Source organism: Streptomyces sp. NPDC017056, from assembly GCF_044332485.1.
GTDB lineage: Bacteria > Actinomycetota > Actinomycetes > Streptomycetales > Streptomycetaceae > Streptomyces.
Window position 1 is genome coordinate 74,864 of the sequence record NZ_JBIRPD010000028.1, and the last position, 14,025, is coordinate 88,888.

At 72.6% G+C, this 14,025-nt stretch carries 12 protein-coding genes; 10 read left to right on the forward strand and 2 right to left on the reverse strand.

The window, feature by feature from the left end; translation table 11 throughout:
• Window positions 1-212 precede the first annotated feature (212 nt).
• Window positions 213-665, reverse strand: a complete 453-nt coding sequence (locus ACH4OW_RS35735; protein WP_360136652.1) for a cell division protein SepF — start codon at window positions 663-665, stop codon at window positions 213-215.
• Between the two features lie 357 nt (window positions 666-1,022).
• Window positions 1,023-1,526 (reverse strand): GNAT family N-acetyltransferase, encoded by a 504-nt coding sequence (locus ACH4OW_RS35740; RefSeq protein WP_398032443.1) that lies wholly within the window; start codon window positions 1,524-1,526, stop codon window positions 1,023-1,025.
• 571 nt (window positions 1,527-2,097) lie between these two features.
• Between ACH4OW_RS35740 and ACH4OW_RS35745 the strand changes: the two genes are divergently transcribed.
• The 10 genes from ACH4OW_RS35745 (at window position 2,098) to ACH4OW_RS35790 (ending at window position 13,642) form a co-directional block, all read left to right on the forward strand.
• Complete coding sequence (locus ACH4OW_RS35745; protein WP_398032447.1) at window positions 2,098-4,002, forward strand: FAD/NAD(P)-binding protein; 1,905 nt, start codon at window positions 2,098-2,100, stop codon at window positions 4,000-4,002.
• A complete protein-coding gene (locus ACH4OW_RS35750) occupies window positions 3,986-4,906 on the forward strand; it encodes an amino acid ABC transporter permease (RefSeq protein ID WP_398032450.1) in 921 nt (306 codons plus the stop codon). Before ACH4OW_RS35745 ends, ACH4OW_RS35750 begins: the two co-directional genes overlap by 17 nt.
• Entirely contained in the window at window positions 4,903-5,682 is a 780-nt protein-coding gene (locus ACH4OW_RS35755) for an amino acid ABC transporter ATP-binding protein (RefSeq protein ID WP_398032452.1), read from the forward strand. The genes ACH4OW_RS35750 and ACH4OW_RS35755 overlap by 4 nt, the downstream gene beginning before the upstream one ends.
• 47 nt (window positions 5,683-5,729) lie before the next feature.
• A complete protein-coding gene (locus tag ACH4OW_RS35760) occupies window positions 5,730-6,713 on the forward strand; it encodes an ABC transporter substrate-binding protein (protein ID WP_360136664.1) in 984 nt (327 codons plus the stop codon).
• Window positions 6,714-6,771: 58 nt separating this feature from the next.
• The gene (locus ACH4OW_RS35765) at window positions 6,772-7,812 is read left to right on the forward strand and encodes an LLM class flavin-dependent oxidoreductase (protein ID WP_398032454.1); all 1,041 of its coding nucleotides are present in this window, start codon (window positions 6,772-6,774) and stop codon (window positions 7,810-7,812) included.
• Window positions 7,809-9,170, forward strand: coding sequence for an NtaA/DmoA family FMN-dependent monooxygenase (locus ACH4OW_RS35770; RefSeq protein WP_398032456.1), 1,362 nt, complete (start codon window positions 7,809-7,811; stop codon window positions 9,168-9,170). Before ACH4OW_RS35765 ends, ACH4OW_RS35770 begins: the two co-directional genes overlap by 4 nt.
• A gap of 5 nt (window positions 9,171-9,175) precedes the next feature.
• Complete coding sequence (locus ACH4OW_RS35775) at window positions 9,176-9,970, forward strand: DUF1684 domain-containing protein (protein ID WP_360128375.1); 795 nt, start codon at window positions 9,176-9,178, stop codon at window positions 9,968-9,970.
• 256 nt (window positions 9,971-10,226) lie between these two features.
• Window positions 10,227-11,135, forward strand: a complete 909-nt coding sequence (locus ACH4OW_RS35780; protein ID WP_398032458.1) for a S1 family peptidase — start codon at window positions 10,227-10,229, stop codon at window positions 11,133-11,135.
• A 183-nt stretch (window positions 11,136-11,318) separates the two neighbouring features.
• Window positions 11,319-12,224 (forward strand): slipin family protein, encoded by a 906-nt coding sequence (locus ACH4OW_RS35785; protein ID WP_398032460.1) that lies wholly within the window; start codon window positions 11,319-11,321, stop codon window positions 12,222-12,224.
• A gap of 350 nt (window positions 12,225-12,574) precedes the next feature.
• On the forward strand, window positions 12,575-13,642 hold the full coding sequence (locus ACH4OW_RS35790; protein ID WP_360128367.1) for a S1 family peptidase: 1,068 nt from the start codon (window positions 12,575-12,577) through the stop codon (window positions 13,640-13,642).
• The last annotated feature ends 383 nt before the right edge of the window (window positions 13,643-14,025 follow it).

Genomic DNA, 14,025 nt, shown 5'->3' on the forward strand with positions numbered 1-14,025 from the left:
CGCGGTGCTCCCCTACGCGGGCCCGGGCGAGATGCCCCAGCTCGTGGGGGGAACGGGGCACACCGGCCTCGACGCGTTCCGGTAACGGCAACGGCGGGGGGCCCGGGGGCACCCCCCGGACCCCCGGCCGACACCTCCGCGATCCCTCAGCTCTGATTGCTGTATCTCCCGGGGGCAACCCCCGGACCCCCGGCCGGTAACCCCGTCGCCCCTCAGCTCTGATTGAAGAAGCCGCCCTCGCCGCGGCGGCGGCCGGGCTCGCCGTTGAGGACCCGGTAGTCGGCCGGGGTCAGCAGGAAGACCCGGGTGGCCACCCGCTCGATGGAGCCGCGCAGGCCGAAGGTCAGCCCGGCCGCGAAGTCCACCACGCGCTTGGCGTCGGCGGACTCCATCGCGGTCAGGTTGACGATGACCGGGACGCCCTCGCGGAACAGCTCGCCGATGCCGCGGGCGTCCCCGAAGCCGTCCGGGGTGACGGTGGCGATGCGGGTGCCCTGGTCCTGGGCGCTCTCGTCGGCGACCTGGACGCGCGGGTCGGTCACCCAGGGGTGGTTCCCGGTGCTGCCGGCCTCGGACCCCTCGGCGTAGTCGTCGTCGTAGTAGCGCTCGTCGTCGTTGTCGTCGACGAGGCCCAGCCAGGCGCTTGCCTTGCGTACCGATCCCATTGACGCCTCCTCTCACCCGCGGTCTGTGTGCCCGCACCTCTATCGTCGTCCATGATGCGGATGCTGTGCCAAGTGGATAGCCGCCGCACGGGGGGTTCGTGACACATCTGGTGCAAAGAGGGTGGCATGGCGTCAGAACCGGGAAGAGTCGCGGGAACTGACAGTGTGGAGGCTGTCACATTGAGTGCAGGAACGTCCAGTGCCGGACCGGTACCCGATCCCTCTCGTGCCCAAACAGGCCGGATCTCGATCGGCCCTCGTACGGATGACGACCCTTCCGTGTCGTGCACAGGTTGGGGTGAATCCGGCGGGGTGGGGTGAATCCGGCGCGAAGGGGGGAGGGAATGCCCCGCTTCGTCATGTGACGGCCGCCAGGTGCTTCTCGAAGGGCAGCGGGCCGATCGTCTCCGGGTCGGCGGACAGGTCGAACAGGGGCCGGTAACCGGCGGCGAGGTAGAGCCGCTTGGCCTCCGGCTGGCGCGGGCCCGTCGTCAGGTATATACGGCGGTAGCCGCGGCCGGCGGCGTCGCGTTCGAGGGTGTGCAGGACGTGGCGGGCCAGCCCGCGGCGGCGGTGCGCGGAGTGCGTCCAGATCCGCTTCAGCTCGGCCGTCCCCGCGTCGTACCGGCGGTACGCGCCCCCGGCGACGGGTGCCCCGCGCTCCAGGAGGAGCAGGAACGCGCCGCCGGGCGGATGGAACGCCTCGGGCGGATACTCCTCGTCAAGGTTGACCGGTTTGTGGTAGCGCGTGCTGTATTCGTGGGTCAGCTCTTCGAGCAGGGGCCGGGCCAGGGGATCGGTGACGGTGGTGTGGAGCAGGGTGAGCTCCGCCGGAAGCGGGGCGGGGTGGAAAGTCGTCACGGGTGTACTCCGCGCCCTTCTTGAAGCGTGCGGGAGGAACCGGGGAAGCCGTGCGGTGCTGCGAGGGGAGGGTGCGCCGACGGGGCGCGGGTGTGTGAAGGCGCGGCGGAAGGAAGGAGGCGGTGCCGCGTGGAGCCCGGCCGGGCGAACGCGGGGCCGGGAGGGGCAGGGGGTCAGCTCAACAGGACGACGACCACACTCGACCGAAGTCGATGTGGTCGCGGGTGACCAGCCGCTGCCATGAGTACATGCGGCTAAGTGGAACAGGCATCCGGTTTCCCGTCAACCGTGATGTGGACCACGGCTCACAGTGCGGACGACCTTGACAACAGGGCGTGTTGGCCGCATAGCCTCAAGGATCGGCCGCGCTGAGGGGCGTGGCCGGTGACGGCCCTGTGCCGCGTGTGTGTGAAGGCGCCCGACTCCCCAGTGGGATCACTGCGTCCACGGAGCCTTCGCGCATGTCTGTCAACAGCCGCGCGGCGCACGCCTCGTCGTCACCGCGCACCTTCCGGCCCTCTTCCCTTTCTTCTCGCCTCTCTTCACGGCACCGGCCCCGGCCCGGTCTCCGGTGAGGCCCGCCGTCGTGATCGTCGGTGCGGGGCCGCGCGGCACCGGCCTGGTCGAACGCATCGCTGCCAACGCCCCCGAGCTGTACGGCGGCGGGCCCCTGGACCTGCACCTGGTCGACCCCTACCCGCCCGGCGGCGGCCGCATCTGGCGCCGCGACCAGTCCCCGCTGCTGTGGATGAACTCGACGGCGGAGGACGTCACCATGTTCACCGACGACTCCGTCGAGCAGGAGGGGCCGGTACGCGACGGGCCCTCGCTCGCGGAGTGGGCCGACCGAGTACGGTCGGGAGAGATCTCGGTCGGCTCCGAACTCCGCGCGGCAATACGCGAGTTAGGGCCCCAGGGATTCGCCGGGCGGCAGGTGCAGAGCGCGTACCTGGAGTGGGTGTACGAGCGGTCGGTGGCCGCGCTGCCGCCGGGCGTCACCGTGCACGCGCACCGCCGCCGGGCGGTGCGCGTCACGGGTCCCCGCGACGGCCGGCAGCAGGTGTGGCTGGAGAGCAGCCCCACCCCGCTCGCCGCCGACCTCGTCGTCCTCGCCCTGGGCCACCTCGACGCGCAGCCCCCGCCGGACCAGCGGGCGCTGGCCGCCTTCGCGCAGCGGCACCAACTCACCTACGTACCGGCCGACTTCACGGCCGACGCCGACCTGGACGGGCTGGCCCCCGGCGAACCGGTGATCGTACGCGGCTTCGGGCTGGCCTTCGTCGACCTGATGGTGCTGCTGACCGAGGGGCGCGGCGGATCGTACGAGACGGGGCCCGGCGGCGAACCGGTGTACCGGCCGTCGGGAAAGGAGCCGGTCCTCCACGTCGGCTCGCGGCGCGGCGTCCCGTACCACTCCAAGCTGGGCTACACGTGGCAGGGCGAACGGCCCCCGCTGCCCCGCTTCCTGGGGCCCGCGCAGGTCGACGAGCTGCTCGCCAGGCCGGGGCGCATCGACTTCCGGCGCGACGTCTGGCCGCTCGTCGACAAGGAACTGGGCTTCGCCCACTACCACCGCCTGTTCACGGCGCACCCGGAGCGGGTCCGCGCCGAGTGGACCGCCTTCGAGGAGAAGTACGCGGCCGCCGAACCGCTCAGCGCCGAACTGCGGGCGCTGGTCGCCGCCGCCGTGCCCGACCCCGCCGACCGCCTCGACCTGGACGCCCTGGACCGGCCCCTGGCCGGCCTCCGCTACCCCGGCGCGGACGCTCTCCAGGACGGCCTGCGGGGCTACATCGAGGCCGACCTCGCCCGCAGGCACGACCCCGCGCACAGCCCCGACCTGGCGGTCTTCCTCGCCCTGCTGTCGGTCTACGGGCAGCTCGTGCGGATCGGGGACCGCGGCCCGTGGTGGCACGGGTTCTTCAGCTACCTGGCCTCCGGGCCGCCGGGACCGCGGCTGCGGCAGCTGCTCGCGCTGTCCAGGGCCGGCGTGGTGCGCTTCCTCGGCGCCGGCACCACCGTCACGCCGGACCCGGAACGCGGTGTCTTCCGGGCCGGCGGCGACAGCGTTCCCGGCGCCTTCGTGGAGGCCCGCGCGCTGGTGGAAGCGCGGCTTCCGGAGCCCACCGTGGCGGCGACGAAGGACGCCTTGCTGCGCGCCCTGTACGACGACGGCGCCGTCTCGACCGCCACCGGCCTGCTCGCCGTCGACCCGCACGACAGCCGGGTGCTGGACCGCGCCGGGCGGCCGCACCCGCGCCGCTTCGCGCTCGGCCCGTACACCGACGCCCGCTCCGCCGGGGCGTTCGCCAGGCCCCGCACCAACGCGCCCTCCTTCCGGCAGAACGACGCCACGGCGCGCGCCCTGCTCCGCTTCCTGCGCGAACGCGCCGGACCTGCGCCCGCCCGCTGTGCCGTGCCCGCCCCGCCCGTGCCCGCCCACGCCCCCGAGGATTCCCATGCCCCTGACCAGTGATCCGAGCCTCGGCGAGGCAGCGCCCGCGCCGCGGTCCGGCCCGCCGCAGGCCCCGGCGCCGACGGCGCCGGACGACGACGCGGCGCTGAAGGTCGTTCCCGTACGCCACCCCTGGCGCTGGCTCGCCGTCGCGGTCACCGCGGTGCTCGTCGTCCAGTTCGCCCACGGCCTGGTCACCAACCCGGCCTGGGAGTGGGAGGTGTTCGCCCGGTTCTTCACCGCGCCGGCCATCCTCCGGGCCGTCTGGATCACGCTGCAACTGACGGTGTACGGCACGGCGCTGGGCTTCGCCCTGGGCATCGTGCTGGCCTTCATGCGGCTGTCCGCCAGCCCCTTCCTCAAGTCCGTCGCCTTCGCCTACATCTGGGCCTTCCGCTCCATCCCGCTCATCGTGCAGCTCCTGTTCTGGTTCAACCTCGCCTACCTCTACAAGCGGCTGGACTTCGGCGTCCCCTTCGGGCCCGCGTTCTTCTCCTTCGACACGATGGGGCTGGTCGGCGCGATGGGCGCCGCCGTGCTCGGGCTGGCGCTGCACCAGGCCGCTTACGCCGCCGAGATCGTGCGGGGCGGCGTGCTGGCGGTGGACGCCGGGCAGCTGGAGGCGGCGGCAGCGCTGGGCATCCCCGCCCTGCGGCGGCTGCGGCGAATCGTTTTGCCCCAGGCGATGCGCTCGATCCTGCCGAACGCCGCCAACGAGGTCATCTCCCTGTTCAAGGGCACCTCGATCGTCTCCGTCATGGCGATCGGCGAACTCTTCTACCAGGTCCAGGTCGTGTACGGGCGCAACGGCCGGGTCGTACCGCTGCTGATGGTGGCCACCGTCTGGTACATCCTGCTGACCAGCGTGCTCTCCGTGCTCCAGCACTACGTCGAACGGCACTTCGCCAAGGGGGCCACGCGATGAGCGGCATCGCAGGACCGGCCGCGATGGTCGACATCAAGGGCGTGCGCAAGAGCTTCGGCCCGCTCCAGGTGCTGCGCGGCATCGACCTGACGGTCCGCACCGGCGAGGTGACCGTGATCCTGGGCCCCTCGGGCTCCGGGAAGTCCACGCTCCTGCGCACCATCAACCACCTGGACAAGGCGGACAGCGGCCGGATCAGCGTCAACGGCGCCCTCGTCGGCTACCGGCGCTCCGGCAACAAGCTCCGCGAGCTGCGCGAACGCGAGATCCGCAAGCAGCGCACCAACATCGGCTTCGTCTTCCAGAACTTCCACCTCTTCCCGCACCTGACCGTGCTGGAGAACATCACCGAGGCGCCGGTGTCGGCACTGCGCCGGCCGAAGAAGGAAGCGGTGGCCGCCGCCCGCGCGCTCCTGGCACGGGTCGGCCTGGCGGACAAGGCCGGCGCGTACCCCCGGCAGCTCTCCGGCGGCCAGCAGCAGCGCGTCGCCATCGCCCGCGCGCTCGCCCTGGAACCTGAGCTGCTGCTGTTCGACGAACCGACCTCGGCGCTCGACCCGGAACTGGTCGGCGAGGTCCTCGACGTCATCAAGGACCTGGCGCGGCAGGGCACCACCATGATCGTGGTGACGCACGAGACCGGCTTCGCCCGCGAGGCCGCCGACACCGTCGTCTTCATGGACGACGGCCGGATCGTCGAGCAGGGCCCGCCCGCCGACGTGCTGGACCGGCCCGTCCACGAGCGCACCAAGTCCTTCCTGTCCAAGGTCCTGTGACCGTGACCGCGACCGAGCGCACCAGCACCGTGAAGAGAAGGAATCCGATGCCCGACCGCCGCCGTGTCCTGTCCACCGCCCTCGCGCTCGCCACCGGCGCCGCCCTGCTCGGCGCCTGCGGCACCGCCGGGCCCGAAGCGGACGGCCCCGCGGGCGCCGCGCGGGCCGGCGGCTCCGCCTCGAAGATCAACATCGGGCCCGACCAGCACCGCGTCCGCGCGGCCAAGGTCCCGGCGATCGCCGCGCAGGTGCCCGCCAGGATCCGCGCGCGAGGCACCCTCCAGCTCGGCATCAACGCCGGCAGCAACCCGCCGCTCGGCTTCTACGCCACCGACGACAAGACCCTGATCGGGGTGGAGACCGACATCGCCCACCTCGTCGCCGACACCCTGGGCCTGCGCCCGGAGTTCGCGCCGCTGTCCTGGGAGAACCTCTTCGTCGGCCTGGACAGCGGAAAGCTGGACGGCGTCTTCTCCAACGTCACGGTCACCGAGGAGCGCAAGGCCAAGTACGACTTCGCCACCTACCGGCTGGACAACCTCGCCGTCGAGACGAAGAAGGGCAGCGGCTGGAAGGTCGCGGGCGCCCGGGACGTCGCGGGCCGCACCGTCGCGGTCAGCTCCGGCACCAACCAGGAGAAGATCCTGCTGGACTGGAGCGAGGAGAACGAACGGGCCGGACGCGACCCCGTCCACATCACGTACTACCAGAACGCGTCCGACTACTACCTGGCGCTCCAGTCCGGCCGTATCGACGCCTACTTCGGCCCCCACCCGACCGCCGCCTACCACGCGGCCACCAGCGGGCAGAGCGAGATCGCCGGCACGTTCTCCGGCGGCGGCACGGCCGTACCGGGCAAGATCGCCGCCACCACGAAGAAGGGCAGCGGACTGGTCCGTGCCTATGCCGCGGCCCTGCGGCACGTCATCGGCACCGGGCAGTACGGCCGGGTGCTGGCCCGCTGGGGCCTGAGCAGCGAAGCCGTACGGACCTCGGAAATCAACCCGCGCGGCCTGCCTGGCGCCGGATAGCGGCGCACGCCGCCGACCGGCGCACCAGTGCCCCGCACGCAACGGAAAGGCCACCGTCATGACCGCAACCCCCTGCTCCCTGCGCCCCCTGCACCTCGCCTTCGCGCTCGACACCCCGGGCCGCAGGGCACGCCGCGGCCCCCGGGTCTACGACCCGGAGCACTACGTCCGCCTGGCGCGGCTCGCCGAACACGGCGCCCTGGACTTCGTCACGCTCGGCGACTCCTTCGCCCGCCCCGGCCCGGACGCGCTCGCCGTACTGGCCAGGGTCGCGCCGCGCACCGGGCGCATCGGCCTGGTGCCGGCCGTCACCACCACCCACACCGAGCCGTTCCACGTGTCGACCGCCGTGAACACCCTGGACTGGGTCAGCCGCGGGCGCGCGGGCTGGACGGTCGAGGTCTCCAGGAGCCAGGCCGAGGCCGACCTGTTCGGCCGCCGCGACGCGGCGCCCGCCGACGCGCTCTGGAAGGAGGCGGGGGAGGTCGCCGACGTGGCCGCCCGGCTGTGGGACAGCTGGGAGGACGACGCGGAGATCCGGGACGCCGCCACGGGCCGGTTCGTCGACCGCGACAAGCTACACTACGTCGACTTCCGCGGCACGTCCTTCTCCGTACGCGGCCCCTCCATCACGCCCAGGCCGCCGCAGGGCCGCCCCGTCGTCGCCGTCGACGCGACCGCGGGCCCCGCGCGGGAGGTGGCCGCCGCACACGCGGACATCGCGTTCGTACGGGCCGAGGACCCCACCACGGCGGGCGCCGCCCGCGCCGAACTGCGCCGTCGCGCCGTCGCGCTGGGCCGGGACCCGGACCGGCTGCTGGTGTTCGCCTCGCTGCCCGTCGAGCTGTACTCCTCCGGCGACGCCGTCGGGCTCGCCGAGCTGATCGGCGACTGGCACGCCGACGGCGTGTCCGACGGCTTCCACCTGCGGCCCGCCGACCCCGGCCGCGACCTCGCCCTCCTCGTCGACGGCACGGTCCCGGTGCTCCAGCACCGCTGCCTGCTCCGCCGCTTCTACCCGGGCGCCACCCTGCGCGAGCACCTCGGCCTGCCGCGCCCGGCCAACCGCTACGCACCGGCCCGGAAGGTCTCCTCGTGACCACGTCCGACACCAGGCGCCTGCACCTGGCAGCGCACTTCCCCGGCGTCAACAACACCACCGTATGGGCCGACGGGCCCGCCCGTCGCCCGACCACCACCCCGGTAGGAGGCGCTACGCGCCACCCCTCCTTCGGGTCCCAGATCGACTTCTCCTCCTTCGAACACCTCGCCCGCACCGCCGAGCGCGGCCGCTTCGACTTCTTCTTCCTCGCCGAGGGCCTGCGGCTGCGCGAGCACAAGGGCCGCATCCACGACCTGGACGTCGTGGGCCGGCCCGAGTCGCTCACCGTGCTGAACGCGCTGGCCGCGGTCACCGACCGGCTGGGCCTGGCCGCCACCGTCAACACCACCTTCAACGAGCCGTACGAACTCGCCCGCCGCCTGGCGACCCTGGACCACCTCAGCGCGGGCCGCGCCGCCTGGAACGTGGTCACCACCTCCGACGCGTTCACCGGCGAGAACTTCCGCCGCGGCGGCTACCTCGACCGCGCCGACCGCTACACCCGCGCCGCCGAGTTCGTCGCCATCGCACGCGAACTGTGGGACTCCTGGCCGGGCGAGGCGCCGCGGCCGGTCGCGCACCAGGGCCGGCACTTCGACGTCCGGGGCGCGTTCACCCTCCCGCGCAGCCCGCAGGGCCACCCGGTCGTCATCCAGGCGGGCGACTCGGCCGAGGGCCGCGACTTCGCCGCCGCCACCGCCGACGTGATCTTCACCCGGCACAGCGGGCTGGCGGCGGGGCAGGAGTTCTACGCCGACGTCAAGGGCCGGCTGGCCGCCCACGGTCGCGGCGAGGACTCCCTGAAGATCATGCCGGGGGTCACCTTCGTCCTCGGCGACACCGCGGCCGACGCCCAGGAGCGGGCCGCCGGCATCCGCCGCCAGCAGGTCTCCCCGCAGAACGCGCTGCTCGCCCTCGAACAGATCTGGGGCGTGGACCTGTCCGCGTACGACCCGGACGGGCCGCTGCCGGACTTCGACCCCGAGCCGGACTCCGGGCTCGCCCAGGGCCGCGTCCGGATCGGCGACCCCAAGGCGGTCGCGGACCGCTGGCGCGCGCTGTCCGAGGCCAAGGGCCTGTCGATACGGGAGACCGTCATCGAGACCACCGGACGGCAGTCCTTCGTCGGCACGCCCGCTGCCGTCGCCGAGGAGATGGCCGCCTTCGTGGCCGCCCGCGCCGCCGACGGCTTCATCCTCGTACCGCACCTCACCCCGGGCGGCCTCGACGACTTCGTGGACCGGGTGGTGCCGTTACTCCAGGAGCGCGGCGTACTGCGCACGGAATACGAGGGCACGACGCTGCGCTCACATCTCGGGCTGCCGGACCCCGTGAGCCCGCTGTGGAAGGGTTGACCGTCATGAGCACCACCAGCACACAGGCAGAGCGGGACTGGAAGACCTGGCACGAGCGGCGCACCGAGGAGCTGTCCCGGCCCTACGGCCCGGCGGCGCTGACCGCCACGCACTGGCTCGCCGACTTCCCCGGCGGCCGCCTCGACGGCGTACCGGGCCACTGGAGCGCGGACGGCGAGGCCGTGACCCTGCGCGCAACTGCCGCCGACGGGCTGACCGTCGACGGGGCGCCGCTGGACGGCACCGTACGGCTCGGCGCCGACACCGCGCCCGAGGCCGCCCGGGTGGCACACGGCGAGCGGCGGCTGCCGGTGCTGCGCCGGGAAGGCCAGTGGGCCGTACGGGTCTTCGACCCCGGCTCCGAGGCGCGGCGCACCTTCGGCGGGATCGACGTCTTCCCCTACGACGAGCGCTGGGTACGCCCCGGGCTGTTCCGGCCGTACGCCGCCGGGCGCACCGTCCAGGTGCCCAACGCCGACGGGCAGCGGCGCGGCCTCGGGCTCGCCGGCGAACTGGCCTTCACGCTGGACGGCGACGAGCACACGCTCCAGGCCGCCGTCGAGGCGGACGGCTCGCTGTGGGCGGTGCTCGCCGACGCCGGCAGCGGCACGGAGAGCTACCGCTTCCGCTTCCTGCGGCCGCCGGCCCCCGCGCCGGACGGCACGGTCCCGGTCGACCTCAACCGCACCCTGCTGCCGCCGTGCGCCTTCGCCGACCACTTCGTCTGCCCCTTCCCGCCGCCCGGCAACACCCTGCCCTTCGCCCTGCGCGCGGGGGAGCGGAACCGCCTGGCGCGCTGATACGTCACAGAGCCGGCCGAGGGGGTCGACAACCGTCCCGGCAGCGCCCGCCGGTGCTGTCGGGACGTCAGTGTGCGCGGGTGCGGCACGCGCGTCCGAAAGGCACCCTTGCGCCTGCGGGCGGTGCCCTCGAAACTCCACGAGCAGCGCTGTCCGGGGCATGCGCGAACGGGACGTGCGGAGTCCCGCGTGCCCGCCGGGGCGGCGCCGCACGGACCTGCCCGCAGGCGGGTCCCCGATCCCCTCGGAGGTAGCAGTGAGACACGAGCGCACTACCCCCCGGAGCGGCCCGGCCAGACGCGGGCGGCTGATCGCCGTGGCGTCCGGGCTGGCCGCGATCGGCGCCATGACCCTGCCGACCGCCCACGCGGGCGAGGCCGCGCCGGCCACCACGTTCAGCGCGTCCCAGCTCGCCGCCGTGAGCGACTCCGTACGGTCGGCCGACGTCGCGGGCACCGCCTGGGCCGTCGACCCCGATACCGGCAAGGTGGTCGTCCAGGCCGACAGCCGGGTGACCGAGGCGCAGCTCGACCGGATCGAGCGGGCCGCGGGCGCCAACGCCGGCGCGCTGAAGGTGGAGCGCGTCCCCGGCGTGCTGCGCAAGCTGATCTCCGGCGGCGACGCCATCTACGCGACCAGCTGGCGCTGCTCCCTCGGCTTCAACGTCAAGAAGGGCAGCACCTACTACCTGCTGACGGCCGGCCACTGCACCGACGGCAACCCGCCCTGGTACACCAACTCCTCGCACAGTACGAGCATCGGCCCGACCGCCGGTTCCAGCTTCCCGGGCAACGACTACGGCCTGGTCCGCTACAGCAACAGCAGCGTCTCGCACGAAGGAACGGTCGGCGGCCAGGACATCACCAAGGCCGGCAACGCCACCGTCGGCCAGTCGGTCACCCGCCGCGGCTCGACCACCGGCACCCACAGCGGCAAGGTCACCGGCCTGAACGCCACCGTCAACTACGGCGGCGGCGACATCGTCTACGGCCTGATCAAGACCACCGTCTGCGCCGAGCCCGGCGACAGCGGCGGCCCGCTCTACGCCGGCAGCACCGCGCTCGGCCTGACCTCCGGCGGCAGCGGCAACTGCTCCTCCGGCGGCACCACGTACTTCCAGCCGGTCACCGAAGCGATCAGCGCGTACGGCGTCAGCATCTACTGACCCGCCCCACGCAGCCGGCAGCGTCCCGGGCCCCCGACCGCACCCGCGGCCGGGGGCCCGTCGCCGTCGCGCCGCGGCGTACGGCCGACGCGGACCCTCGACCGTTTCACGGACCGGTCATACCGTGGTAAGGACGCACGACTCGGACGCGGCGCAGGGCAGTTCGGACGGCAGGGGGCCGTGATGGTCGAGGAAATCGTGATGGCCGGGGTCGCGGTGGCGGCGGCGGGCGCGGTGTACGTGATGGCGGCGGCTCGGGTCGTCAAGCAGTACGAACGGGGCGTCGTCCTGAGGCTGGGGAAGCTGACGTCGGCCCCGCGCCCGCCGGGCTTCACCATGATCGTTCCGGCGGTCGACCGGATGCGCAAGGTCAACATGCAGATCGTCACCATGCCGGTGCCCGCCCAGGAGGGCATCACCCACGACAACGTGACGGTCCGGGTCGACGCGGTGGTCTACTTCAAGGTCGTGGACGCGGCCGACGCGGTCGTCAAGGTCGAGGACTACCGCTTCGCCGTCTCCCAGGTCGCCCAGACCTCGCTGCGCTCCATCATCGGCAAGAGCGACCTCGACGACCTGCTCTCCAACCGCGAGAAGCTCAACCAGGGCCTGGAAGTGATGATCGACAGCCCGGCGCTGGGCTGGGGCGTGCAGATCGACCGGGTGGAGATCAAGGACGTGTCGCTGCCGGAGACCATGAAACGGTCGATGGCACGGCAGGCGGAGGCCACCCGCGACCGGCGGGCCCGGGTCATCAACGCCGACGCCGAACTCCAGGCGTCCAAGAAGCTGGCCGAGGCGGCCCAGGCGATGTCCGACCAGCCGGCCGCCCTGCAACTGCGCCTGCTCCAGACGGTCGTCGCGGTCGCCGCCGAGAAGAACTCCACGCTCGTACTGCCGTTCCCGGTCGAACTGCTGCGCTTCCTGGAGCGCTCCGGCCTCCAGGCGCAGGCGCAGACGGAGGCGTACGAACAGCGGCGGTCCGCCGCCGGGGCGCGGCCCGCGGCCGAGCCGGTGTCCGCGGCGGCGCCGGGAAGCGAGGCGGCTGCCGTGCTGGAGGAGTTGCCCGAGGCGGAGGACCTTCCCTGACGCGGGCGCGGTGACCCGTGGGGTCGGTTTTCGGACAGGTGTAGACCTTACCTGGGGCGAGTTCGCGCCACCCCAAAGTGTTCGTTTGGTGTCCGCCCAGGGAGACGACGTGCGCGGATATCGGAACTCCGGGCGAACGACCGGTCGGTCAACTTCCGTTCTCCAGACCGGATCTCGGTCTTGTGCGCGAGCGGTGATCCTCGGAATACTCGATACCGCGCATTGGCATGGACGCGACTTCCTGCGGCAGGCTGCGCAGGTTTCTCCCGTTCCGTGTCTGTTCCTCAACACTCTCCGGGTCCGTGGTCCCCCACACGCCGCGGCCCCGTCCCCCCACGGGAGGCTTTGAGTTGAAGCACCGACGGAATACCCAGCGGCGCGCGGCCCTGGCCGGCGCGGGAGCCCTGGCCCTCGCGGCCACCGCCACCCTCACGCTGGCCAACGCCAACGCGACGACGCCCCCGCCGCCCGCGCGGCAGCTGACCCCGGCCGCGGCGACCGCGCTCGCGTCCCAGCTCAGCGGCCACGCGGCCGGCTCGTACTACGACGCGGCAAGCAAGAAGCTCGTCGTCAACGTCGTCGACCGGAAGGCAGCCGACGCCGTGCGGGCGAAGGGCGCCGAGGCCAGACTCGTTCCGCACAGCCTCGCCCAGCTCGACGCGGCCCGCCAGACGCTCAAGGAGCGGGCCACCATCCCCGGCACGGCCTGGGCGATGGACCCGCGGTCCAACAAGGTCGTCGTGACCGCCGACCGTACGGTCTCGGGCGCGAAGCTCGACAAACTGAGCAAGGTCGTCAAGAGCCTCGGCAGCAAGGCCACGCTGCGGCACAGCAAGGGCGAGTTCACCCCGTTCCTCGCCGGCGGCGACGCGATCTACGGCAGCAGCGCGCGCTGCTCGCTCGGCTTCAACGTCACCAAGGGCGGCCAGCCGTACTTCCTGACGGCCGGGCACTGCGGCAACGCCGTCACGTCGTGGTCCGACAAGCAGGGCGGCCAGGAGGTCGCCACCACGGAGGACTCCAAGTTCCCCGGCAGCGACTACGCCATCGCCAAGTACACCGGCGACACCCCGCACCCGAGCGAGGTGAACACCTACGGCGGCAGCCCGCAGAAGATCACCAAGGCGGCCGAGGCGACGGTCGGCGAGAAGGTCACGCGCAGCGGCAGCACCACCCAGGTGCACGACGGCACGGTCAAGGCGCTGAACGCGAGCGTCAACTACCAGGAAGGGACGGTCGAAGGGCTGATCCAGACCGATGTCTGCGCCGAGCCGGGCGACAGCGGCGGCGCGCTGTACGACGGCGAGTCGGCGGTGGGCCTGACCTCGGGCGGCAGCGGCGACTGCTCCTCGGGCGGCGAGACCTTCTTCCAGCCGGTCCCGGCCGCCCTCAAGGCGGTCGGCGCGGAGATCGGCTGATCTCGGACGGCGGCTGACGCCGCGCTCTTGAGTGCGGCCTTTCCGTACCGGAACGGCCCCCGGGTGCAATTGCCGCCGGGGGCCGTTTCCGTTTTCCGTGCCGGACCGCCGGCGCGGCAATAGGAAAGAAGTCTGCTTAATTACCGGGCGGGCGGGTGCCGTCTTCCGCTGTGACGTGTCTGGGGAATCGTTTCCACGAAGCGGCTGTCGGCCGTTGAAGTGTTGACGAGAATGTCATGTGACCCGCCCATTCGAAGGGGATGTGAGGCACCTCTCACGCGTGCCGCCTTTCGGGGAAGCGGCAGGTAAATGTCCGGTATGGGGGTGTTTTTGTGGCGTGGGTCGCGACGACTTAAGGAAGTCTGCGCAGGCCGGGCGAAATG